Below are 22,529 nucleotides of genomic sequence, written 5' to 3' on the forward strand. Positions count from 1 at the left end.
CAGCCCTCGCCATTGATCAAAGCCCATAGCCCATAGCCCAGAGCTCACAGCCCCGCTACCCTGTTCCTATGCCCGACTTCCTGCTCACCGACCGGCCCGGCTTCACGCCCATGATCTCGCGGCTGGTCGGGATGATGGACTATGCCCGCGCGACCACCCTCCAGGCCGTGCAGGGCCTGAGCGTGGAGGAACTGGACACCATCCCGCCCGGCTTCGGCAACAGCGCGGGCATGTTGCTGGAGCACTTCGCGGCGGTGGAGGTGTATTACCAGCACGCGAGTTTCGACGTTCCGGCCTATCCCGAGACGCTCATTGACCCGCGCTGGCTGCCGGGCCTCGACCTCGGTGAACTGGGCCGTGAAACCATCCGGGGCCGTCCGCTGCGCCATTACCTGACCCAGCTCGCCCAGGTACGCGCCGAGACCCTGCGGCTGTTCGCCCAGCGTGACGACGCGTGGCTGGACGAGCCCCTGCCGTTCTGGGGCAGCACCGGAAATAGGCACTTCATGTGGTTCCACGTCTTCGAGGACGAGATCAACCACCGGGGCCAGATCCGCCTGATCCACAAGTCCATTCCGCGTCTGGCGGGGCGGGGCATGCTGGGCGCCGGCTTCGGGGCGGCGGGCCCCGACGGGCAGGGCATGGTCTGTCTGACGGTCGCCCCGGACAGCCCCGCCGGCGTGGCCGGGTTGCAGGTGGGGGACCTCGTGCTGGCCTACGACGGGCAGGACGTGACGGAAATGCTCTACGACGAGGTGGCGCTGGCCCAGCCGGCGGGCGTGGCGAGCCGGTTCCGGGTGCGGCGCGGCGATCAGGAGCTGGAGCTGGACGTGACGCGGATGGCGCGGCCCTCCTGAGCGGAACTCCGCCGGGTCGAGGACGAGGCCGGGCCAGGCGAGCCCGGGAGAGAACAGGACTCGAGCGGTGCCAGGGCCGCGCCCGGCGGGCTTGACCTCACAATGGAGAGTATGGCCGGCCCCCTGCAAGGCTTCACCGTCGTCTCGCTCGCCCTGAATGTGCCGGGGCCGGTCGCGGCGGCCTCGCTGCAAGGGGACGGCGCGCGGGTCGTGAAGGTCGAGCCGCCGGCCGGCGATCCGCTGTCGTGGATGGCGCCGGGCTGGTACGCCGAACTGCACCGGGGCGTGGTGGTTCACACACTGAACCTGAAAACCCCGGCGGGAGCGGCCGAACTCTTCAACCTGCTGGCGGGCGCCGACCTGCTGCTCACCAGTTTCCGCCCCTCGGCGCTGGAGCGGCTGGGCCTGGGGCGCGCGGCGCTCGCGGAGCGCTATCCCCGCCTGTGCCGGGTGTCCATCGTGGGCGACACGCGGGCGCCCGAAGACCCCGGCCACGACCTCACCTATCAGGTGGAAGCCGGGCTGATCGACCCTGCCGCCCCGGCGATGCCGCGCACGCTGCTGGCCGACATGATGGGCAGCCGGGAGGCCTACGCGGCGGCGCTGGCCCTGCTGCTGGGGCGCGAACGCGGAGCGCCCCAGCGCGGGCGTCTGGTCGGGCTGGGAGACTCGGCCCGGCTCGCGGCGCGGCCCTTCACGGCGGGCCTCACGGCGCCGGGGGGTGTCCTCTCGGGCGAGCAGGACATCTACCGCCTGTACCGCACGGCCGACGGCTGGGTGGCCGCCGCGCCGCTGGAGGCCCGCTTCGCCCAGCGCTGGGCCGAGGTGATCGGACCGCAGCCGGAGGCTCGCCTGCGGGAGCAGCCGACCGCGCACTGGCTGGCGCTGGCGCGCGAGCACGACCTGCCGCTGGTGGCGGTGGGGTAGGGGCCTCCGGGAGCGGGGGGCCCAACTCGCAGCGGAGGGTGCGGCAGCGGCCCCCGGCAGTCCTCGCCATCGGCCCAATCCCGACTTTTCCACTCCGATTCGTGCGTTGAGTTGAGGGGAGGGGCAGGGTAGACTGGGCTTACTGAGAATCATTCCCATTAGTAGCCCCTCCCCTGCCCTGGAGTCCACATGACCACCGCCACCACGCGCCCCGCCGCGTCCCGCCGCACGGCCCCCACCTTCACGCTGACGCCCGAACTGCGTACCGCCATCACGCTGACCGCGCTCACCCTGCTGGGCCTGCTGACCGGGCTCACGGGGCAGCACCTGCTGGACAGTCCGGCCATCATGTGGGGCGGCTACGGGCTGGCGTACCTCGCGGGCGGGATTCCGGCCGGGCGCGAGGCGCTCCGCAGCTTGTTCAGGGAACGCAAGCTGGACGTCGACCTGCTGATGGTACTGGCCGCGCTGGGCGCCGCGAGCATCGGGCAGATGGCCGACGGGGCGATCCTGCTGTTCCTGTTCAGCCTGAGCAACACCCTGCAGGACTGGGCCATGGGCCGCACCCGCAACGCCATCCAGGCCCTGATGAACCTGAACCCCGAGGGGGCGACCGTGCGCCGGGGCGGCGTGGAGAAATGGTGCGAGCTGGGCGAGATCCGCATCGGCGACCTGCTGGTCATCCGGCCGGGCGAGCGCATCGCCGCCGACGCGCGGATCACGCAGGGCCAGACCAGCGTGGACGAGAGTCCGATCACCGGCGAGAGCGTGCCGGTCGACAAGGAGCCCGGCGCGGCGCTGGCCTCGGGCACGGTCAACCTGAACGGCTCGGTGGAGGCCGAGGTCGTGCGCCCGGCCGGCGAGAGCACCCTGGCGCGGCTGGTGGGCCTGATGGAGCAGGCCCAGACCCAGAAGAGCCGCACCGAGAGCGTGACCGAGCGCTGGGAGAGCCCCTACGCGCTGACCGTGCTGCTGTGCGTGCCGCTGGTGTACCTGCTGCTGCGCTCCGGCTTCAATCTGCCCACCGATCAGGCGTGGTACCGCGCGATGACCTTCATGGTGGTCGCCTCGCCCTGCGCGGTGGTGATCTCCACGCCCGCCGTGATGCTCTCGGCGATGGCCGCCGCCGCGCGGGGCGGGGTGCTGTTCAAGAGCAGCGCGGCGCTGGACGCGCTGGCCGGCGTGCAGACCGTCGCCTTTGACAAGACCGGCACGCTGACCCAGGCGAAGATGACCCTGACACGGGTGGTGGCCGGCGACGAAGGCGCCGCGCTGGCCCTGGCGGCCGGGCTGGAGGGGCACAGCGAACATCCCATCGCGCAGGCGATCGTGCGGGCCGCCCAGGAGCGGGGGGTGGCGCCCGAGCATGTGCAGGGCGCCCAGGCCATCCCCGGCCACGGCATTGAGGCGCGGCTGCCGGATGGCACCGCAGTCTGGGCGGGCAACGAGCGGCTGGCGATGCGCCAGGGGGCAGCGCTGGACGGGGCGCAGCGCTCGGCCCTCGCGGCGCTGGCGGGCCAGGGCAGCTCTACCGTGATCGTGGGGCGCGGGGCACAGGTGATCGGCGTCATGGGCGTGGCCGACGCGCTGCGGCCCGGCATCGCGGGGGCCATCGCGGCGCTGCGCGCGAGCGGGATCGCCCACCCGGTCATGCTGACCGGCGACAAGCGCGAGGTCGCGCAGACGGTGGCCGCCGAGATCGGCCTGCAGGAGTTCCGCGCCGAGCTGCTGCCCGAGGACAAGCTGAGGATCATCGGCGAGCTGAGCACGACTTCGGGGGGTGGCCCCGTGGCGATGGTCGGGGACGGCGTGAACGACGCGCCCGCGCTGGCCCGCGCCGATCTGGGCATCGCGGTCGCCTCGGGCACCGACGTGGCGATTGAAAGTGCCGACGTGGTGCTGATGCAGAACGACCTGGGGAAGCTGGCGGGAGCGGTCAGGCTGGCCCGCGCCGCGCGCCGGACGGTCATCACCAATCTGGCCTTCGCCTTCGGGATCATCCTGATCGTGGCGCCGCTGGCGGTGGCGGGTCAGGTACCGCTGCCGCTGGGCGTGATCGCCCATGAGGGCGGCACGGTGTTCGTGGTGTTCATGGGCCTGCGGCTGCTCCGGCACCGGCTGTGAGGGCTGGAGCTGGGGGTGGCGGTGAGGGTTCGGCCAGAGCCTCCACATCCGCCCGCTGCCCCGGCGTGGGGAAATCGGAGACACGCCCGCCCGACAAGGAGTCCCCATGCGTCTGAACCGTTCCCGCCGCCCGCTGCTGCCCCGACTCATGCTGGGGCTGCTCGCCCTCTTCGTGCTGATCCAGCTCGTGCCCTACGGCCGGGCGCACAGCAACCCGCCCATTCAGGTTCAGCCTGGCTGGATCGACCCCGACACCAAGGCGATGTTCGTCCGCGCCTGCGCCGACTGCCACAGCCACTCGACCGTCTGGCCCTGGTACTCGAACGTGGCCCCGGTGTCGTGGCTGCTGGAGCGGCACGTCAGAGAGGGGCGGAGCAAGTTCAACATCCATGTCCCCGGCTACGGCAAGGAGGCTGGGGAAGCCGCCAAGACGGTTCGCAACGGCTCCATGCCCGACCGCTCCTACCTGCCCATGCACCCGGAGGCCCGCCTGAGCGCCAGCGAGAGGGATCAGCTCGCGCAGGGGCTGGAGGCCATGTTCGGCGGGAGTGAGGGCCGGGGCGGTGAGTCCGGGGAAAGCAGGGAGGGCGGCGCGGAAGGGGGCGAGAGGTAAAGCGGCCGTCATCCACGTCCCACCCGCTCTCCCCGTCTCCGGCCTAGCCTGGAGGCAGCCAGGAGGTTCACCATGACCGACAAGCCCACCCCCGCTGTCCACCCGACCCACGAACAGGGCGGCCAGAAAGACACCAACGACCTGCACGACGTGAAGAAGGTGCCCGCTCCCGGCATGGCCGAGAAGGGCCGTCAGGTCGAGAACACGCCGAAGCAGGTCACGGGCGAGCTGGACGGATCCCAGCCGGCGATCCGGCGGCGGTAGGCCGCGCCCCCGGCTTCCGCAAGCTCTCGTAAACGCCTACCCACCCGCCCGGGGCCGGTGGGCTCTACGCTGATCTCCTGCACAACTCGACCGTCCCCGGCTGCGGGGCAGACCGCGGGAACACAGGAGGCGATCATGGGAGAAGGCAAGCCAGGCAGCGAGGCCCACGCGAACGTTTCGCAGGGCACCATCATGGATCAGGGGCAGTGGAACACCGGAACGCCCAAGAGCACCGGAGACGCGACCACGCAGGGCATCTACCAGGATGCCAGCGACGAGAACGCGGACGCCGGCCAGGGCACCTCGCAGGCGCAGCAGGTCAGCGCGACCACCGATCCGCGCCCGGTGGCCCAGGGCGGCCACGACGCCAACCCCAGCACCTACGGGGGCATGAAGGACGGAATGCCCGCCAGCGGCGCGGCGACCAACCCCGACAAGACCGTGGACGGCAACGACGGCGCCTGAGCCTTCAGGAGCTGAGGGGCGCGGCCCGCAGGCCGCGCCCCATACCGTTACGCCAGATCCAGCAGCACGTGCTCGGCGCTGAAGCCCGGCCCCATGGCGCTCAGCAGGGCGCGGCCACGGGAGCGCGCCCTGAGCACTTCCTCCAGCACGAACAGCACGGTCACGGAACTCATGTTGCCGAAGCGGCACAGCACCCGGCGGCTGGAATCGAGGGCGCCGGCCGGCAGCTGCAGCGCCTCCTCGTACGCCGAGAGCACCTTCACCCCGCCCGGATGCACGATGTACGTGCCGACCTGCCCGGGACTCCAGCCGTGGGCCGCCAGCGCGTCCTGTACGTTGCCGCGCATCATGGAGCGCACCAGCGTGGGGATGTCCCGGCTGAAGCGCACCTTCAGGCCGTCGTCCACCACGTCCCAGCCCATGATGTCCTCGCTGGCCTCGATCAGGGTGGAGTACGCGCCATGCAGATCAGCCAGCGGCGGGGGGCCGGGCACGTCCGGGGCCGTGACCACCAGCGCCGCGCCGCCGTCCGAGAACAGCGCCGTGCCCACGAAGTTGCTCTTCGACTCGTCGCCGCGCACCAGGGTCAGTGAGCACAGTTCCACGGCCACGAACAGCACCCGCCGGTAGCCGGCCCGCACGAGGTCGGCGGCGCGGGCCAGCCCCGCCGCTCCGCCCGCGCAGCCCAGCCCCCACACGGGCAAGCGGGCCGCGTGTCGGTTCAGGCCCAGGAACCCGATCAGATCGGCGTCCAGACTGGGCGTGCTGAGGCCGCTGGTGTTCACGACCACCACGGCGTCGATGTCCGGCGGAGCGACCCCCGCCCGCGACAGGGCCTCGGCGGCCAGCCGGCGGATCAGCGTGCGGGCCTCGGCCAGAAAGACGTCGTTCTTCTCGCCAAAGCCGCGCTGCTGCAGGTACCACTCCAGCGGCCGGGCCAGGGCGCGGGTCTGGATGCGGGCGTTGTCGAACACGTCGAGCATGTGGGGGCGCGCGGCCATGCGGGGAAAGAGGGTGCGCGCGGCCTCGCGCAGGTCGGCCTGGGGCACCAGGTAGGGGGGCGTGCCGGTCACCAGCGAGCGCAGGACGGGCACCACGGAAGAAGGCATAGGGGCCATTGTGGCGCCCGCGCCGTGACGTTCATGGTGGGGGAACGTTCAATGGCCCGGCAACGACAGGAAAAGGAGCGTCCAGTCCGTCTCCGGCCACGCGGGGGCCGACCCAGCGAAAGAGGACTCGGACGCCCGTGGCCCGAGTCCCCTGAAGACGGTGATGGCCTGGATCAGTCCTTCTGCCTGGCCCACTCCTGCCGGCCCACTTCGTCCAGGGCGCGGAAGTCCTCGTCGCTGAGGTGCAGGCTGGCGGCGGCCACGTTCTCCTCGAGGTGCCTGACCTTGCCGGTGCCGGGAATGGGCAGCATGACCGCGCTGCGGCGCAGCACCCAGGCCAGCGCGACCTGCGAGGGGCTGGCCCCCAGGCGCGCGGCGACCTCGGAGAGCACGCTGCCCTCGCGGGCCAGGCTGCCGGCGGCCAGCGGGAACCAGGGGATGAAGCCGATGTTCTCGCGCTCGCAGTAATCCAGCACGTCCTCGCTGCCCCGGTTGACGAGGTTGTAGAGGTTCTGCACGGTCGAGACCGGGATGACCTTGCGGGCGGCCTCGATCTCCTCGACGCTCACTTCCGAGAGGCCGACGTGCCGGATCACGCCCTCGTCCATCAGTTCCTTGATGGCGCCGAACTGCTCGTCACGGGGCACCTTGGGATCGATGCGGTGCAGCTGCCACAGGTCGATGCGCTCGACGCCCAGCCGGCGGCGGCTGAGGTGGGCCTGCTGCTTGAGGTATTCGGGGCGGCCCACGGGAATCCAGACGTCCGGGCCGGTGCGGGTGAGGCCCCCCTTGGTGGCGATGACCACCGAGTCGTAGGGGTGCAGCGCCTCGCGGATCAGTTCCTCGCTCACGGCCGGGCCGTAGGAGTCGGCGGTGTCGATGAAGTTCACGCCCAGTTCGGGCAGGCGGCGCAGGGTGGCCAGCGAACCCTCGCGGTCGTCCGGGTCGCCCCAGATGCCCTGGCCGGTCACGCGCATGGCGCCGAAGCCCAGGCGGTTGACGCTCAGGTCGCCGCCGATGTCGAAGGTGCCGCTCTGGGCGGCGTTCAGGGCGTTGTGATGCTCGGAAGTCATGGTCATGGTGAACCCTCCTGCGGCATTGTGCGCCCCGTCATTTGGAGGTAGACGGTGGCCGCGCTGAGGCTCCCTTCACGCTTGGGCCCGCTCAGCCCTCCTGCTCCGGCGCGGCGCAGGTCTCGCGGAAGACGAACTGGTTCAGGCGCTTGCGGTGGCGGCTGCTCCAGTCGATGGACGGCCGGGCCTGCTCGGTGGGCAGGTAACCCAGGCGGTAGAGCGCCATCAGCTCCAGTTCCGGCGGCACCTGCAGCAGCGCCTGGACGGCCGCCCACTGCCGGGGAATCTCCATCGGCGTGGAGACGAACTGGATGCCCATGCCCAGCGCCCCCACCGCGTTCCAGATGTTCTCGATGGCCGCGCCCAGCCCGAACACCGAATAGAAGCCGCTCAGTTCGCCGGGGCGGTACTCCCCCCGGTCGAGCAGCGCCGCGAGCAGCAGCGGACTGCCGGCGACCAGCTTGCGGTTGTCCTCGCCCAACTTCCGGGGCACGCCCAGCTGGCGCATCAGCTTCAGGCCGGCGTCGGAGAAGATCTGGCGGGTGAAGGGGCGCAGCGGCCCCGGCAGGTGGTCGATGTGAATGCCGTCGCGCCGCTCGTCCATCTCCGAGTGCGAGAAGCGGAAGTAGCGGCGGTAGCGCTCGAAGAACACGCCCGCCTCGATCAGCTCGGTCATGCTCTCGCCGCTGAGCTGCGCGATCCGCTCGATGGTGGCGCCCTCCTCGATCAGCACGAATCTCCAGGGCTGCGAGTTGAAATGGCTGGGCGCCGCCTGCGCCACGCGCATGAGCAGGTGCTGGTGCTCGCGGCTGACCCGCTGGGCCAGGAAGGGGCCGTTGGTGGTGCGCCGCGCCAGCATGCCGTCGAGCAGGGCGCGGGCCTGGGAGTCCAGAGTCATGGCCCCAGGCTAGAGCATGGGGGCGCGGCGGCCGTCCCTGGCGGGGCCACTGCGGGGCGTTACCCCCTCCAGGCCAGCGCCGCCCCCAGCCCGTAGGCCGCCGCGCCGACCAGGGCCAGCCGCCAGTGCCCCGCGCGCCCCGGCCGGGTGCGGGTCATGCCCAGCAGCAGCGCCAGCGCGGGCAGCAGCGCCCACCAGCGGCTGCCCGCCAGCGCGCCCAGCGCAACCGACAGCACCGTGCCGGCGCACACGGCGAAGAACAGCGCGTGGTGCGGCCAGCGCGCCCGGTCACGGCGCCAGCCGAGCTGCAGGGAGAGCCCCAGGCCCAGCAGAAGCAGCAGCAGACCGCCCGTGGTCAGCAGGGACAGGTGCAGGGCGTTCACCGGCCCATGCTCTCACGGCGGGGCCGGGATGTGCGGCTCGCGGGATGTTCGCCCATGCGCCGGAACCCGGCGGCGGATATCGTGCGGGCGTGACCCGCCCTCCTCCCCTGCCCCTGCTGGTGGCCGCCCTGCTCACGCTCGCGCCGGCCCTGGCCTCCTGCCGGCGCGACACCCGGGCCGACACGGACCTGAGCAGCCGGGTGCTGTTCACGGCCAGCGGCTCCTTCGATGCCCAGGCCGACCGGCGTGAGCGCGTGGGCGGGGGCCGGCGCGAGGTGAGCTGGACGACCCGCCCCCCGCTGGACGCCGCCGCCGTGAGCGTGCAGTTCAACGGCGAGGCGCGGGGGCAGTCGTGGGCCCTGGAGATCACCCGGCCGAGGTTCACGGCCCGGACGCTGGCCGGCGCCCAGGCCCGCCCGGTGACCACGCCGCTGGGCGAGGGGCTGCGCCCGGCCCCGCCCTCGAAGCTGGCCGACACCCTGATCCTGCCCACCGCCGATGGTCTGCGGGTGCTCACGCGCGGCTACGTTACGCAGCGCCAGCCCGAGCTGCTGGGGGCGTTCAGGGCGCCCTGAGGGGGCGACGCAGGCCCAGGCTCCTGCGGCCCCTCAGCGCACGGCGTTGCGGCCGGAGCGTTTGGCCTCGTACATGGCCATATCGGCGCGCCCGAACAACTGATCGGCGGTGTCGCCGGAACCCCGGTAGGAGGCCACGCCGAAGCTCGCGGTCACGTCCAGGCCGGCCAGCGGGGTCTCGCCGACCTCGCGGCGCAACCGCTCGGCCAGCACCAGGGCGTCGGGCTTGGCGAGGCCCGGCAGCAGCACGATGAATTCCTCGCCGCCCCAGCGTCCCACCATCCCGCCGATCCCGCCCACGTTGCGCCGCAGCCGCTTGCCCACGGCGCGCAGCACGTCGTCGCCGAAGGCGTGGCCGTAGCGGTCGTTCACGCTCTTGAAATGGTCGATGTCGGTGACCACGATGCTCAGGGGCGAGTTGGTCTTGCGGGCGTGCTCCATGGCGTGGGTCAGCTCTTCCTCGATGGCGCCGCGCCCATAGACGTCGGTCACGGCATCCTGGCGGGCGGCGCGCAGTTTCTCGCTGTCCTGCGCGTGCTGCAGCAGGTTGTTCTCGATGAAGGTCATCAGGATGTAGGCGATCACCCCGGTCACGCCCATGACCACGCTGGCCGTGACCCAGTCGGAGAGCTGGGCCGCGGCGAGCGGGCCCCGCACCACCAGGGCCACCAGCATCACCCCCAGGCTCAGCAGGTTCAGGCCGGCCCCCTGGCGCGAGCCGAAGACCACGAACGACACCAGCACGTTCATGGTCAGCCACAGCGTCAGGTGCATGGGCATCTCGCCGTAGGCCACCGAACGCGGCACCTCGAACACGGTGACCACCAGGTAGCTCAGGCAGGTCATCAGGTAGATGCGGCGCAGGCGGTGGGGCAGGGTCGCCACGGCGATCACGGTGGCCAGCGAGAACAGCGCGGCCCAGTATTTGGGCACCTGATAGGCCAGGGGAAAGTCGCCGGGCGAATTGATCAGCGCCGTCAGCAGGGCATACAGGATGTAGCCCACGTTCGAGGCATACACCACGTACTGCTGTGTGCGGAGCAACAGCCTCTGGAGCGGAGAGATCACCCTATGCATATCCCTGGCGGGATGCTACCTGGGCCTTCGTCACAAAGACCTTGCACCCGGCCCCGGTCTGCGGCGTCCTCATCGGCACTTTTCGGGGGGAGGAGGCCCCCCATAGGCCGCCCGGAAGGCCCGCCGGAGCCCCGGTGGGAGCCCGACCGGTGGCTGTCCTGCCTCCTGGCGCGGCCGTTGCCGGCCCGGTGGCGGACACCACGGCGGAGGACAGCCACGCCACTTTCCGGCGTCGGCGCACGCAGGCCATGAAAATGCATACCGCTCTGTCCACGGTATGCACTTCTGGCCACGGTCTGCAGGGTGCGGGCCCCCGGAGCGGCCCGGCGTCACTCCAGCAGTTCAGACGGCTGGAAGAACAGGCCCAGTTCACGCTCGGCGCTCTCGGGGCTGTCGCTGCCGTGCATGACGTTCTCGCCCGTGGTGGTCGCAAAGTCGGCGCGGATGGTGCCCGGCGCGGCGTTGGCGGGGTTGGTGGCGCCCATCATGGCCCGCCAGCCGGCGATGGCGTTCTCGCCTTCCAGCGCGATGGCGACCACCGGGCCGCCGGTGATGAAGTCCACCAGCTCGCCGAAGAACGGCCGCTCCCGGTGCTCGCCGTAGTGGGTCTCGGCGGTCTCGCGGGGGATGACCATCTGCTTGAGGCCCACCACCCGGTAGCCCTTGCGGGCGATGCGGGAAAGAATCTCGGGGGTCAGTCCACGGCGAACGCCGTCGGGCTTGATCATGGCAAAAGTACGTTCCATTTCGCGGGGGAGCATATCAGAGCCCGGCGGTGGGGCGGGGCCAGGCGGGTGGGCGCGCCGGTTCCGCGCCCCTGCCCCCCTCCACCCGGCCCTTATACAATGGCGGGCGTGACCCACGTTCCTGCCCCTCGCCCCTCCCCGGACGCGGCCCGAATTGCGTTGATCGCCTGCGCGGTGGGGGCCGCCGGTCTGCTGCTGTTTCCTCTGGCCACCCTGGGCCGGGGCTTCAGCGCGGACGCGGTGCTGCTGCACCTCAGCGGCTCCGTTCTGAACCTGTCGGCCAGCCAGCAGCTGCCCCTGCCCAGCACCGGCACCGTACTCACCCTGGGCTGGGCCACCCTGGCAGCCATGCTCGCCACATTGATCGGCGCGTGGCGGCGCACGAACTGGTTCTGGCTGAGCGCCCTGCTGGCCTTCGGGCTGGCCGTGGCCGCCGTCTGGGTGCTGGGCGGCCTGATCGGCAGCGAGCTGAGCCGCGTGAACGCCGACACCACCCTGCGCCCCGGCGCCAAGCGGCAGCTGCGCAACTTCTACGACGGCGGCGGCATGAATCTCGGCCTGTTCCTGCCCATCGTGGCCGGACTGGTGGCCGCCGGCGCCGGCCTGAGCGCGCGCAGCGCCTGGTGGGAGCGCCTGAACCGCCTGCGCGGGCTGCTGGTGCCCACGGTGGCCATCTCGCTGGCGATCCTGGTGGGGGCCATCGTGGTGCTGGTGGTGCAGCCGCTGGTCAACCAGAGTGGGCAGCCGCTCTCGCTGTGGGGCGCCTGGCTCGCCAAGACCGACCTGATGTACTTCGTGTACTCCACCCTGTTCGCGCCGGTCACCAGCCTGAACCCGCTGCTCGACTCGCTCAAGCTGGCCACCCCGCTGATCTTCACCGGCCTGAGCGTGGCCTTCGCCTTCCGCACGGGGCTGTTCAACATCGGCGCGCCGGGGCAGCTCACCATGGGCGCCATCGCGGCGATGCTGGTCGGGGTGTACGGCCCGGCCGGCCTGGGCGCCCTCCTGCTGCCCCTCTCGGTGATCGCGGCCGGGGCGGGGGGTGCGCTGTGGGGCGCCATTCCGGGCTTCCTGAAGGCGCGTTTCGGCTCCAGCGAGGTCATCAACACCATCATGCTCAACTACATCGCCTCGGCGATCTTCATCTTCCTGATCGGCAACGAGACCTTCCCCTTCCTGGGCCGCACCTACACGCTGGGCATCAAGGCCGAGGGCTTCGAGCCGCGCAGCGACCTGCTGCAGGAGGGTGCCCGCCTGCCGACCCTGCTGGGCCTGTTCAACGTGGGCCAGGGCGGCGCGGTGGCCGTGAGCATCGGGCTGCTGGTGGCGCTGGTGGCCTTCCTCGTGGCGCGGCCGCTGCTGCGCCGCACCCGGAGCGGCGGCCTCATCGCGCTGGGCGTGGCCCTGCTGGCCGGGGCGCTGACCTGGCGGATCGGCATTCCGGTGAACATCGCGGGCTCGCAGCTCAACGCCTCGTTCCTGATCGCGCTGCTGTGCGTGGCCTTCTTCGGCACGCTGATGTGGCGCACCGCCACGGGCTACGCGCTGCGGGCCGTGGGCCTCTCGCCCAAGGCGGCCGAGTACGGGGGCATCAGCGTGGCGCGCGGCACCGTCCTGGCCATGACCATCGCCGGGATGTTCGCGGGGCTGGCGGGCACGCACTACGTGAACGGCGGGGCGCTCGACGAGTACCGCCTGAAGGGCAACATGCCCGTGAACGTGGGCTTCGACGGCATCGCGGTCGCCCTGATGGGCCAGAGCACGCCCGGCGGGGTGGTCGCCGCCAGCCTGCTGTTCGGCACGGTCGACACCGGCGGCATCGACGTGGATCAGAAGCTGGAGAACGTGAACAAGGACATCGTGACCGTGCTCAAGGCATTGATCGTGCTGTTCATCGCGGCCGGGGGCTTCCTGAGCCGGCGCATCACGGATCCGCCCCCGCCGCAGCTGCTGGCAGCCGCCGCGCAGGGCCTGAAGCCCGAAGACGTGACCCTGCCCTCCGGCGCCGCACGCGCGGAACGGGCCACCCCGCTGCCGAACGTCGCGCCCCGCGCTGAGGGACACAGCCAGGCACCGAACACCAAAGAAGGGGGCGAGAACTGATGGACGGCCTGCTGACCCAACTGTTCACGGCCGCCTTCCTGGCCACCTTCATCCGCTCGGTCGTGCCGCTGCTGCTCACCGCCCTGGGCGGGCTCTTCAGCGAGCGCGCCGGCGTGGTGAACATCGCGCTGGACGGCCTGATCATCTTCGGGGCGCTGGCCGGCGCGGTGGGCGCCAAGCTGCTCGAACCGGCCTTCGGGCCGCTGGCCCCCTGGCTGGGCTGGCTGTGCGGCATGGCGGTGGGCGGCCTGATCGCCTGGATCCACGCGCTGGTGTCCATCAAGTATCGCGCCGATCAGGTCATCAGCGGCACGGCCATCAACCTGCTGGCCTCGGGCGTGCCGGCCGTGATTCTGACCGCCCTGTACGGCTCCTCGACCGAGAGCCCCAAGCTGGCGCAGGGCCTGCCGCTGTGGGGCGTGGGGGAACTGCGCTTCTCGCCGCCGGTCTACTTCGCGTTCCTGGCGGTGGCGATCAGCTGGTACGTGCTGTACCGCACGCCCTTCGGGCTGCGCCTGCGCGCCACCGGCGAACAGCCCCAGGCCGCCGCCTCCATGGGGATCAACGTGCGCCGGATGCGCTACAGCGCCGTGATCCTCTCGGGCATGCTGGCCGGCACGGCGGGCGTGTTCCTGAGCGTGGGGAACCTCGACTCCTACGTGCGGAACATCAGCGCCGGGGGCGGGTTCATCGCGCTGGCGGCGCTCATCTTCGGGCAGTGGAAGGCGCTGGGGGTGCTGGGGGCCACCGTGCTGTTCGGCTTCCTGCAGGCGCTCTCGATCGCGCTGGGCGGCTCCGAACTGCTGCCACCCACGCTGGTGAGCGCGCTGCCCTACCTGATCACGGTGCTGGCCCTGATCTTCACGGGCCGCAGCCGCGCGCCCAAGGCCCTGGGCCGCCCGTATGACGGCTGACAGACCTGCTCCCTAGCTCCGGGAATGGAAAAAGGATAGGGTGGTTCTCATGAGTTTTGGCTCAACGCTTAAACAAGCCCGGGAGGCCCAGGGCTTCAGCACGCAGGATCTGGCGCTGCGAACCAAGATCCGGGGCGACTACCTGCGCGCCCTGGAAGAGGGCAACACCAGCCTGCTCCCCGAGCGCACCTTCGCCCGCTCCTACCTGCAGCGCTACGCCCGTGAACTGAACCTCGACCCGGCCCCCCTGATGGCGGAGTTCGACCGCACGATGCCGGTCTCCGCCGAGATCGCCCAGAGCCTGCGCGGCGCGGGTGGTCGTGAGCGACCGGCCACCCCGATGAATCCGGCCGTCCTGGCGGGGGGCCTGACCGCCCTGATCGTCGTGGGGGCCGCCGGATACTACGCCTACAGCACCTTTCTGAGGCCGGCGCCCGTGTCGACCGTGGTCGCGCCGGCCGCCACCCCTTCGCGCGCCGTGCCCACGCCCCCCCCGCCCCCCCCGCCCGCCGCGCCGCGCACCGTGCGCCTGACGATCAGCAGCGTGCCCGCCGGCGCGCGGGTCTATCTGGACAACCGCGATCTGGGCGTGACCCCGGTCAAGTCCTTTCCCGTCGCGGCGCGCGATCAGGCCGAACTGCGGGTCGAACTGGGCGGCCGCCAGGGGCTCAGGCAGTCCGTAAGTCTGGTGCAGGGACGCAACCTGCGGGCCCAGTTGCCCGTGGCCGGGCAGGGGAAAGCCGTGCTGGCGGATCTGAACACCCCGGCGGGCACCCCGAAGCCGGCCACTCCAGCCCCGGCCGGAGCGGTGCCAGCAGGAGCCGTGCCGGCAGCGACAGGGCCGGCCGGAACCCCACCCACCGCCACCACGCCCGCCACGCCACAGGCCGCCGTCCGGGTGACCTTCAGCGGCGAGTCCTGGACGCGGGTGACCGGCCCGTCCGGACAGGTGCTGTACCAGGGCACCCCGCCCGTGGGCAGCGTCAAGGGGTTCCCGGCTGGGGTGACGGTTCGTACCGGCAATGCCGGAGCCGTGCGGGTCAGCGTGAACGGCGCCCCGGCACAGGCCATGGGCCAGTCGGGTCAGGTGCTGACGAAAAGCTATTGAGCCCCGCCCGGGAAAGCGGAGCGCCCCCAGGTCGCCCGGGCGTCCCCAGGCGCGGTGACGTACAGTGGACAGCACCGTGAGTATCCCACCCCTGTCCAGCCCGAATGCCCTGCGGGAACAGCGCCCGCCACACGCCTTCGCGCACGCCTGGCGAAGCCCCTGGGTGCGGCTGATCGTCTTCGTACTGGCCTTCTACCTGGCCTACCGGCTGGTCGGCCAGATCCGCTCGGTGCTGGTGGATTTCGCGGTCGCCTTCCTGATCGCCTACCTCGCCAACCCCCTGCTCAACTGGCTGCAGCGGGGCCGGGTCAAACGGGGCCTGGGCGTGTTTTTCGTGGTGCTGATCTTCCTGGGCATCTTCACGCTGGCCGGCGCGCTGCTGGTCACGGTGAGCGGCCAGCTCGTGCAGCTGTTCCAGAAGCTGCCGGATCTGATCGGCTCGCTGGGCACCACCTTCAATGCACTGACACGGTGGCTCGGCGGGCTCGGCGTCTCCGGCCTGGACGATGTCCAGACCCAGATCACCAACGCCGCCCAGAACTATGTGAAGAACCTGGGACAGAACATCGTACCGATCCTGCAGAACGCGCTGAGTTCCACCAGCACGCTGCTGGGCACCCTGCTCTCGATCGGTGGGGTGGTCGGCCAGGTGCTGCTGATCCTGCTGCTCAGCATTTACCTCATGCTGGACTACTCGCGTGTGAACGCCACCCTGCTGGCGGTCTTCCCGCGCCCCTGGCAGCCGCGCGTGATGGAACTCAGCGAGCTGACCGGCACGGCGGTCGGCGGCTACGTGCGCGGACAGCTGCTGATCGCGGCCTTCATCGGCGTCTTCGTGTGGCTGGGCCTGACCGTGGTGGGTATTCCCAGCGCCGCCGCCATCGGCTTTCTGGCGGGGGCGTTCAACATCGTGCCGTACCTGGGGCCGATCATCGGGGCGGCGCCGGCCCTGCTGCTGGCGCTGACCATGCCGGGCGGCGTCCTGAAGGCCGTCCTGGTGATCGTGGTCTTCGTGGCCGCCAACCAGATCGAGGGCAATTTCCTGAGCCCCTACATCCTGAGCCGCACCACGGATCTGCACCCGGTCACGGTACTGGTCGCCATCCTGATCGGGGTGGCCCTGCTGGGCTTCGCGGGGGCGCTGCTGGCCGTGCCCACGGTAGCGCTGGGCAAACTGCTGATGCAGAAGTACTACTACCCCAGCCGCGTGTATACCGAAGGGCCCTAGCCCCACTCTGGGCCCCGCTCTAGCCGTCGGCCTCCAGCAGCTCCACCTGCCGGCCGTCCGGGTCGAGCACGAAGGCCATCGGCCGCCCGCCCGGGCTGGGCTGCAGGTCGCGCGTAACGGTCACGCTCGCGGCCTGGAGGTCGCGCAGCAGTTCGGGCAGGGCCGGCACGTAGACGGCGATGTGCTCGGCCCAGTGCCCCTGCGGCGTGGCCACCTCGCCCGGAATCTGGAAGAACTGCAGCCGGCCCTCGCCCAGCCGCAGCACGCCGCGCCGGTAGCCTTCCGGGGTCAGGGTGTCCTTCTCGACCACCGCGCCCAGGCGGACATAGAACTGCAGAGCGGCGCTCAGGTCGCGGGTCAGGAAGGAGACGTGTTTGAGCATGGGGGCAGGGTAGCGCCTGAAACAGTGTGGAGAAGGTCAGGCCGATAATGACCTCTCGGCGAGGTCTCAGCCCCTGTCTGGCCTCGAAGGCCCCCTTCATCAGGGCAGCCTCAGGGCGCCTTCCTGACGGCCAGGTAGGTATAGGCAGTGAAATAGCCGGGCAGCCGGTAGCCTGCGAAATTCGAGGCGGCGGCGTAGAAGCCGAGCGTGGTCTCGTTCACAAAGGCGGGCAGGTCACCCACCACCTCGTAGTCCCGGCGCATCGTGCCGCCATCGCCGTAGGTCGTGCCGATCGGCTGTATCCACCCTTCCTCCCCCTGGGTGTAGGGAACGGCCGAGATCTCCGTCAGGCTGTCCAGAGCGGGCGACACCCTGACCACCAGCGTCACTCTCGGCCTTGTTCCAGGCACCAGCAAGACCGATGCCGGTTCGAAGGAGGTCTGAACCAGGAGCAGCTTTTCCTTGATCGTGACCGGGGCGCTGGCCAGGTCAATGCCGTTCTGGCTGACGATCAGCGTATACGAGCGTGGCCCCGGACGGAGGGAGTAGTCGGATGGGACGTCAGGCGCCGATATCCTGATGTTCTGGGGACTCGCGGCGCCAGGGAGTATGAGACTGGTCGTCTCCAGCTTCAGGCCACTGGTCTCGCCCTCAGCGACCACCAGCCGCAGGTCGACCGCCCCGCTGACGTTCTTGAAGGTGGCCGCCAGGGTGGCGCTCTGCTTATGAAAGATTTCCAGACTGCTCTGCCCCAGCGTCAGGCTGGGCTGGGCCGAGGCCACGCAGGTGATCCTGGGATTGGCCCAGTCGGCGTGGTCGAAGTCCTTGCCGTTGCCGGCGTCCGTGACCACCAGTCGCAGTTCCTGCTTGCCGGTGATGTCCAGGCTCGGCCGCTTCGTCGCGCTGCTCCCCGTCATCGTGCCCGAGTCGTAGGCTTTCACCCCGTCCAGGTACACCTGGAACACCACGCTGCCCCTGCTGCCCACTTCGTCGTCCACGCCGATATCGGCGGTGAAGCGCACACAGCTGGCCCCCGTCCCCTTCAGGCTGTAGCGCACGTCACTGCCGGCATGAACGCCTAGACCTTTCTTGTAGGTCACGCCGTTCAGGGTGATGACCCGGCCGTCGTTCGCTCCCTGTTCGCCGTTGGAACGGTCGATCTCCAGGGGGCCCCAGCCGTTGGTGGCCGAGAGGATCGGCTCGTAGAACAGCGTGTTCTCGCCGGGCGTCAGGGCCTGGGAGGTGAGCTGGGTGTCTGGCCGGGTGTAGGTCCACGGGTAATCCGCCCCGTTCGCGTAGGGGTTTTCCGAGGCTGGAGTGGGGCTCTGTGAGCAGCCGGCGAGGAGGGTTGTCACGACGAGACCGGAGGCGAGCAGAGGAGGTCGTAGCATGGTGCTCCTTGTGGCCGGGGGGCCGCGTCGAACAGACGCCTGGAAAACATGTCTGTCGGTTGTTTCGTCTCTGGCTCTTCGCGCCGGGCACTGCTTCCACGGGGCGGGGTGATGTGGATCGTCTCTCAATTTACCCCTCTCCTGCTTGTCTCGTCGGCTCGTCTCGTCGGCGGGGCCCACCGCAGGCTGACGTGGTCGATGGATGGCAACGAAGGTCGGCCCTGTCCTGGAGCCGGGGTCGAGATCAGCCAGGAGAGGTGATCCAGAGGGCAAGAAGACACTCGGATCAGACAGGGAGGTGACCGCACGAGACGTTGGACGCAGGAACCCGCTCTGAGGCCCCAGTGCTGCCAGGTTCCAGAACCACCATCTGAGCTGCCCAGAGTCTGTGGCACCACAAGATTCAAACCTGGCGACAGGAAAGCGGGCAGCCGTCAGGTTCACAGCTGCCCACAGAGATCAGGGCACGTTCAGGGCAGGAGGCGGATGGTTTCGCTCCCGGTCACGACGATGCGGTTCTTAGAATCGACTTTCACATCGCCAGCGCCCTTCGGCGGGAAGACGAACCCTGTGCCGCTGGTGCCGAAGCTCAGATCTTGAGACAGGGTCGGGGTGAAACGAGCGAGAACCCCGCCACTCGGTGATCCGGCCCCAACAACAACCTTGCCGTCAGTCTGAAGGGCCAGTGAGCTCACACTGTTGGAGTCGTAGGCTTCGCCAGAGCGGAACTCGGCTGTTGCAGTGGGTGCACCGTTGGGCGCACGCCGTTCAATGTAGCTTGTTGTGTTGCCCCGACCAACCGAACCGCCTATATACATCCCGCCATCAGAGGCCACAGCGACAGCATTAAAAGTGCTGTAACTGTACTGATTAAAGCCTCCGCTCCCCAGGAACGTGAGGTCGAGCTGTCCATCCCTGGTGAAGCGGACAACGGCTGCGGCGGAATAGAACTCATTGGATTCGCCCACTCCTACAATTCTGCCGTCAGGGGACAGGGCGGCAGCATAGAACTGGTCATTGGGCCGGATCTTATAGGTCGAGTTGAATGCCGTGCCATCTACAAACGTGACACCCGCTGTTCCGAAGGTGGCGTCCAGGGTTCCCTCAGGCACCAGACGGGCCACCATGAAATCGCGTGAAGAATAGACCGTGCCCACAGGGTTGAGATAAGACCGGGATGCCGAGCCGATCAACACGATGTTTCCGCTCTGCTGCACCACTACATCACGCAGTTCGGCACTCTCCGTGCCGGCGAACACCGGCCGAACCACGCCCCCCACTCCTAAGGTGGCATCCAGAGTCAGATCGGTCTTGAAGCGGACGACGACCGGGGCATTGTTCTGCTGCCCCACCACCACCAGCTTGCCATCGGGCTGACGGGCGACGCCGTAGGCGCTCAGGGTGCCGGCCAGATTCGCACTGCCACTGCCCACCACTGCGCCACCGGTCGAAAGCCGCTTGAGGCTGAAATCGCTGCCCAGCACGACCACCGAATCGCCCGGCTCGACCACCGAGTCCACGCCACTCACGGCCACCCGGCCCGCCACACCGAACCCCGGATCAAAGGTGCCGGAGGGGCCTGTCGTCGAGGCCACGCAGGTGATCCTGGGGTTGGCCCAGTCGGCGTGGTCGAAGTCCTTGCCGTTGCCGGCGTCGGTGACAATCAGCCGCAGTTCCTGCTTGCCGGTGATGTCCAGGCTCGGCCGCTTCGTCGCGCTGCTCCCCGTCATCGTGCCCGAGTCGTAGGCTTTCACCCCGTCCAGGTACACCTGGAACACCACGCTGCCCCTGCTGCCCACTTCGTCGTCCACGCCGATATCGGCGGTGAAGCGCACACAGCTCGCCCCCGTCCCCTTGAGGCTGTAGCGCACGTCACTGCCGGCGTGCACGCCGAGACCTTTCTTGTACACCATACCGTTCAAGGTAATGACTCGGCCATCGTTGGGGCCCTGTTCACCGTTGGAACGGTCGATTTCCAGCGGGCCCCAGCCGTTGGTGGCCGAGAGGATCGGCTCGTAGAACAGCGTGTTCTCGCCGGGCGTCAGGGCCTGGGAGGTGAGCTGGGTGTCTGGCCGGGTGTAGGTCCACGGGTAATCCGCCCCGTTCGCGTAGGGGTTTTCCGAGGCTGGAGTGGGGCTCTGTGAGCAGCTATACAGCGAGAGCGATACGAGAAGGCCAATGACGACTTTGTGCGGGGATCGGGACATGGTGCTCCTTATGGCTAGAGGCCGCGCCCGTGAGGCGCCTGGAATTTGAGAGTTCGGAATCTCACTATGCCTCCGAGGCCACTGGCCCACTCACCCATCTGGGGGCAGAAGTGTTGGGTTTTTCTCAATCGCCTTCCCACGAATCCGTCAGGACGGTGGGCCATCCATCCCCTGCTGAGCGTGAAATAGTGCCGGGCATGGATAAGCGCAAGCTTTTGGGCACCGATCTGACCGTCAGCGCGGTCGGCTTCGGGGTATGGACGGTCGGGACGACCTGGTGGGGCGTGAAGGACGAGGAGATGGGCAAGGGCCTGCTGCGCCGCGCCTTCGACCTGGGCATCACCTTTTTCGACAACGCCGACACGTACGCCTCGGGCCGCGCCGAGGAGCTGCAGCGCGAGGCCCTGGGCGACGTGCGGGAGCAGATCGTCATCGGCACGAAGTTCGGCTACGACATCTACACCCACCCGGATCGGCCGGGACAGCAGGAGCGGCCGCACGACTGGTCGCCCCAGTACCTCCGCAAGGCGCTGGAGGGCAGCCTGAAACGGCTGGGTACCGATTACATCGACTATTATCAGCTTCATAACCCGCGTATGGACGCCATCCGGGCGGATGACCTGTGGGCGGAACTGGAGAAGGCGAAATCCGAGGGCCTGATCCGCGCCTACGGCACGGCGCTGGGGCCGGCCCTGAACGAGCGGCAGATCGAGGAAGGTGTGGCCAGCCTGAAGGAGCGCCGCGCGCCGACCCAGATCATCTACAACCTGCTGGAGCAGATGCTGGGCGAGCCCATCCTGGCCGCGGGCGAGCAGGAGGGCGTGGGCGTGATGGCCCGCGTGCCCCACGCCTCCGGGCTGCTGGAGGGGTACATGACCCTGGAGACCGAGTTCGAGCCCGGCGACCACCGCAACTGGCGCATGACCACCAACGCCCGCCGCAAGGCCTGGATGGAAGACGGCCTGAAGAAGGTCGAGCAGCTCAGCGCCGAGTTCGTGGAGGGGCGGGGCCGCACCATCGGGCAGCTGGCGATCCAGTTCGCGCTGCGCTCCCCGGTGATGGCGAGCGTGCTGCCGAACATCTATTCGGCTGCCAATCTGGAGGAGTACGCCGCGACCTTCGGGGCCGCGCCGCTCACGGACGCCGAGTATGACGCGATTCAGGCGCTGTATCGGGACAACTTCGGCTTCGAGCACGATCTGCGTGGCCAGGCGGTGGCCCAGTGAGCGGCCGCCCAGACGACGCATCCCCGCCGACCCCGGCCCCCGACGCCGCGCCGCCCACCGGCCGTCCGGCGCCCGCACCCGGAGGCCGACCCAAGATGATGGTCGATCTCGACCCCAGCGGGCAGGTCACGGGGCGCGAGGCCGACCGGGCCAACCGGCAGTTCCTGAACTACGCCTTCTTCAAGCTCGATCCGGCGTTCCGCCGCCTGCCGGGCGCCGAGCGCGAGGAACTCAAGGCCGAGTTCCTGGCCGCCGCGCAGGGCTGGGTGGGCGACGCCCCGGCGGAAAAGGGCCTGATCCTGCGCCCCTACTCGCTGGTGGGCGTGCGGGCCGACGTGGATTTCATGCTCTGGCGGATCGCCTTCGACGTGCGCGAGTTTCAGGACGCCCAGGCGCGGCTCAACCGCACCCGCCTGATGGGCTACCTGACCCAGCCCTTCAACTTCGTGAGCATGAACAAGCGCAGCCAGTACGTGAACCGCATCGAAGGCAGCGGGCACGGGCTGGAGATCCTGCCGGGGCAGGGGCAGTACCTGTTCATCTACCCCTTCATCAAGACCCGTCCCTGGTACGACCTGACGCCCCATTCCCGCCAGGGCATGATGGACGAACACATCCACGCCAGCGCGCCGTTCAAGGGCGTGCGGATCAACACGAGCTACTCCTACGGCATCGACGACCAGGAGTTCGTGGTGAGCTTCGACTCCGACCATCCGCAGGAATTCGTCGATCTGGTGCACCGCCTGCGCTACACGGAAGCCAGCATGTACACCCTGCGCGACACGCCCATGTTCACCTGCGTGAAGAAGGAACTGGCGGGCGTGCTGGACGATCTGGGATAAGAGGCGATGGGCTGTGA

Annotated in this window: 22 protein-coding genes; 13 read left to right on the forward strand and 9 right to left on the reverse strand. The window is 69.6% G+C overall.

Annotated elements, in window-relative coordinates; all coding sequences use genetic code 11:
- Nucleotides 1-68 precede the first annotated feature (68 nt).
- The 6 genes from CVO96_RS20985 (at nucleotide 69) to CVO96_RS03370 (ending at nucleotide 5,250) form a co-directional block, all read left to right on the forward strand.
- A complete protein-coding gene (locus tag CVO96_RS20985; protein ID WP_165795187.1) occupies nucleotides 69-857 on the forward strand; it encodes a mycothiol transferase in 789 nt (262 codons plus the stop codon).
- 111 nt (nucleotides 858-968) lie between these two features.
- The gene (locus CVO96_RS03345; protein WP_103310314.1) at nucleotides 969-1,784 is read left to right on the forward strand and encodes a CoA transferase; all 816 of its coding nucleotides are present in this window, start codon (nucleotides 969-971) and stop codon (nucleotides 1,782-1,784) included.
- A 189-nt stretch (nucleotides 1,785-1,973) separates the two neighbouring features.
- Nucleotides 1,974-3,908 carry a heavy metal translocating P-type ATPase gene (locus tag CVO96_RS03350; RefSeq protein WP_165795188.1) on the forward strand — a complete coding sequence of 645 codons (1,935 nt, stop codon included), beginning with the start codon at nucleotides 1,974-1,976 and terminating at the stop codon, nucleotides 3,906-3,908.
- Nucleotides 3,909-4,014: 106 nt separating this feature from the next.
- Complete coding sequence (locus CVO96_RS03360; protein WP_103310320.1) at nucleotides 4,015-4,521, forward strand: heme-binding domain-containing protein; 507 nt, start codon at nucleotides 4,015-4,017, stop codon at nucleotides 4,519-4,521.
- 72 nt (nucleotides 4,522-4,593) lie between these two features.
- Nucleotides 4,594-4,785, forward strand: a complete 192-nt coding sequence (locus tag CVO96_RS03365; protein WP_103310322.1) for a hypothetical protein — start codon at nucleotides 4,594-4,596, stop codon at nucleotides 4,783-4,785.
- A gap of 135 nt (nucleotides 4,786-4,920) precedes the next feature.
- Nucleotides 4,921-5,250, forward strand: coding sequence for a hypothetical protein (locus CVO96_RS03370; protein WP_103310324.1), 330 nt, complete (start codon nucleotides 4,921-4,923; stop codon nucleotides 5,248-5,250).
- A 47-nt stretch (nucleotides 5,251-5,297) separates the two neighbouring features.
- Here the strand turns inward: CVO96_RS03370 and CVO96_RS03375 are convergent, their stop codons facing one another.
- The 4 genes from CVO96_RS03375 to CVO96_RS03390 all read right to left on the reverse strand — a co-directional run bounded on the left by CVO96_RS03375 (nucleotide 5,298) and on the right by CVO96_RS03390 (nucleotide 8,713).
- Nucleotides 5,298-6,359 (reverse strand): type III polyketide synthase, encoded by a 1,062-nt coding sequence (locus CVO96_RS03375; RefSeq protein ID WP_423739355.1) that lies wholly within the window; start codon nucleotides 6,357-6,359, stop codon nucleotides 5,298-5,300.
- Between the two features lie 173 nt (nucleotides 6,360-6,532).
- Nucleotides 6,533-7,438: an aldo/keto reductase gene (locus tag CVO96_RS03380; RefSeq protein WP_103310330.1), complete on the reverse strand. Its 906-nt coding sequence runs from the start codon at nucleotides 7,436-7,438 to the stop codon at nucleotides 6,533-6,535.
- An 85-nt stretch (nucleotides 7,439-7,523) separates the two neighbouring features.
- Entirely contained in the window at nucleotides 7,524-8,330 is an 807-nt protein-coding gene (locus tag CVO96_RS03385; protein WP_103310333.1) for a nitroreductase family protein, read from the reverse strand.
- 59 nt (nucleotides 8,331-8,389) lie between these two features.
- Nucleotides 8,390-8,713: a hypothetical protein gene (locus CVO96_RS03390; protein WP_103310335.1), complete on the reverse strand. Its 324-nt coding sequence runs from the start codon at nucleotides 8,711-8,713 to the stop codon at nucleotides 8,390-8,392.
- Between the two features lie 89 nt (nucleotides 8,714-8,802).
- Between CVO96_RS03390 and CVO96_RS03395 the strand changes: the two genes are divergently transcribed.
- Nucleotides 8,803-9,288 carry a hypothetical protein gene (locus CVO96_RS03395; protein WP_103310337.1) on the forward strand — a complete coding sequence of 162 codons (486 nt, stop codon included), beginning with the start codon at nucleotides 8,803-8,805 and terminating at the stop codon, nucleotides 9,286-9,288.
- A gap of 33 nt (nucleotides 9,289-9,321) precedes the next feature.
- Here CVO96_RS03395 and CVO96_RS03400 read toward each other — a convergent pair whose 3' ends face one another.
- Nucleotides 9,322-10,332, reverse strand: coding sequence for a GGDEF domain-containing protein (locus CVO96_RS03400; RefSeq protein ID WP_243398144.1), 1,011 nt, complete (start codon nucleotides 10,330-10,332; stop codon nucleotides 9,322-9,324).
- Nucleotides 10,333-10,694: 362 nt separating this feature from the next.
- Complete coding sequence (ndk, locus tag CVO96_RS03405) at nucleotides 10,695-11,111, reverse strand: nucleoside-diphosphate kinase (protein ID WP_103313273.1); 417 nt, start codon at nucleotides 11,109-11,111, stop codon at nucleotides 10,695-10,697.
- Nucleotides 11,112-11,210: 99 nt separating this feature from the next.
- Between ndk and CVO96_RS03410 the strand changes: the two genes are divergently transcribed.
- From CVO96_RS03410 to CVO96_RS03425, 4 genes are all read left to right on the forward strand, one after another.
- Nucleotides 11,211-13,214 carry an ABC transporter permease gene (locus CVO96_RS03410; protein ID WP_103310340.1) on the forward strand — a complete coding sequence of 668 codons (2,004 nt, stop codon included), beginning with the start codon at nucleotides 11,211-11,213 and terminating at the stop codon, nucleotides 13,212-13,214.
- Nucleotides 13,214-14,128: an ABC transporter permease gene (locus CVO96_RS03415; protein WP_103310343.1), complete on the forward strand. Its 915-nt coding sequence runs from the start codon at nucleotides 13,214-13,216 to the stop codon at nucleotides 14,126-14,128. Before CVO96_RS03410 ends, CVO96_RS03415 begins: the two co-directional genes overlap by 1 nt.
- 49 nt (nucleotides 14,129-14,177) lie before the next feature.
- Nucleotides 14,178-15,236 carry a RodZ domain-containing protein gene (locus CVO96_RS03420; RefSeq protein WP_103310346.1) on the forward strand — a complete coding sequence of 353 codons (1,059 nt, stop codon included), beginning with the start codon at nucleotides 14,178-14,180 and terminating at the stop codon, nucleotides 15,234-15,236.
- A gap of 76 nt (nucleotides 15,237-15,312) precedes the next feature.
- Complete coding sequence (locus CVO96_RS03425; RefSeq protein ID WP_243398145.1) at nucleotides 15,313-16,464, forward strand: AI-2E family transporter; 1,152 nt, start codon at nucleotides 15,313-15,315, stop codon at nucleotides 16,462-16,464.
- Nucleotides 16,465-16,483: 19 nt separating this feature from the next.
- Here CVO96_RS03425 and CVO96_RS03430 read toward each other — a convergent pair whose 3' ends face one another.
- From CVO96_RS03430 to CVO96_RS03440, 3 genes are all read right to left on the reverse strand, one after another.
- The gene (locus CVO96_RS03430) at nucleotides 16,484-16,846 is read right to left on the reverse strand and encodes a VOC family protein (protein ID WP_103310349.1); all 363 of its coding nucleotides are present in this window, start codon (nucleotides 16,844-16,846) and stop codon (nucleotides 16,484-16,486) included.
- Between the two features lie 110 nt (nucleotides 16,847-16,956).
- On the reverse strand, nucleotides 16,957-18,237 hold the full coding sequence (locus tag CVO96_RS03435) for an NPCBM/NEW2 domain-containing protein (protein WP_103310351.1): 1,281 nt from the start codon (nucleotides 18,235-18,237) through the stop codon (nucleotides 16,957-16,959).
- 470 nt (nucleotides 18,238-18,707) lie between these two features.
- Complete coding sequence (locus CVO96_RS03440) at nucleotides 18,708-20,444, reverse strand: NPCBM/NEW2 domain-containing protein (protein WP_103310354.1); 1,737 nt, start codon at nucleotides 20,442-20,444, stop codon at nucleotides 18,708-18,710.
- A 197-nt stretch (nucleotides 20,445-20,641) separates the two neighbouring features.
- Here CVO96_RS03440 and CVO96_RS03445 point away from each other — a divergent pair, with 197 nt between their 5' ends.
- Both CVO96_RS03445 and CVO96_RS03450 read left to right on the forward strand, forming a co-directional pair.
- Nucleotides 20,642-21,670 carry an aldo/keto reductase gene (locus CVO96_RS03445; protein ID WP_103310357.1) on the forward strand — a complete coding sequence of 343 codons (1,029 nt, stop codon included), beginning with the start codon at nucleotides 20,642-20,644 and terminating at the stop codon, nucleotides 21,668-21,670.
- A 95-nt stretch (nucleotides 21,671-21,765) separates the two neighbouring features.
- A complete protein-coding gene (locus CVO96_RS03450) occupies nucleotides 21,766-22,512 on the forward strand; it encodes a chlorite dismutase family protein (RefSeq protein ID WP_165795353.1) in 747 nt (248 codons plus the stop codon).
- The last annotated feature ends 17 nt before the right edge of the window (nucleotides 22,513-22,529 follow it).

This window comes from Deinococcus koreensis (assembly GCF_002901445.1).
GTDB classification, from domain to species: Bacteria; Deinococcota; Deinococci; order Deinococcales; family Deinococcaceae; genus Deinococcus; species Deinococcus koreensis.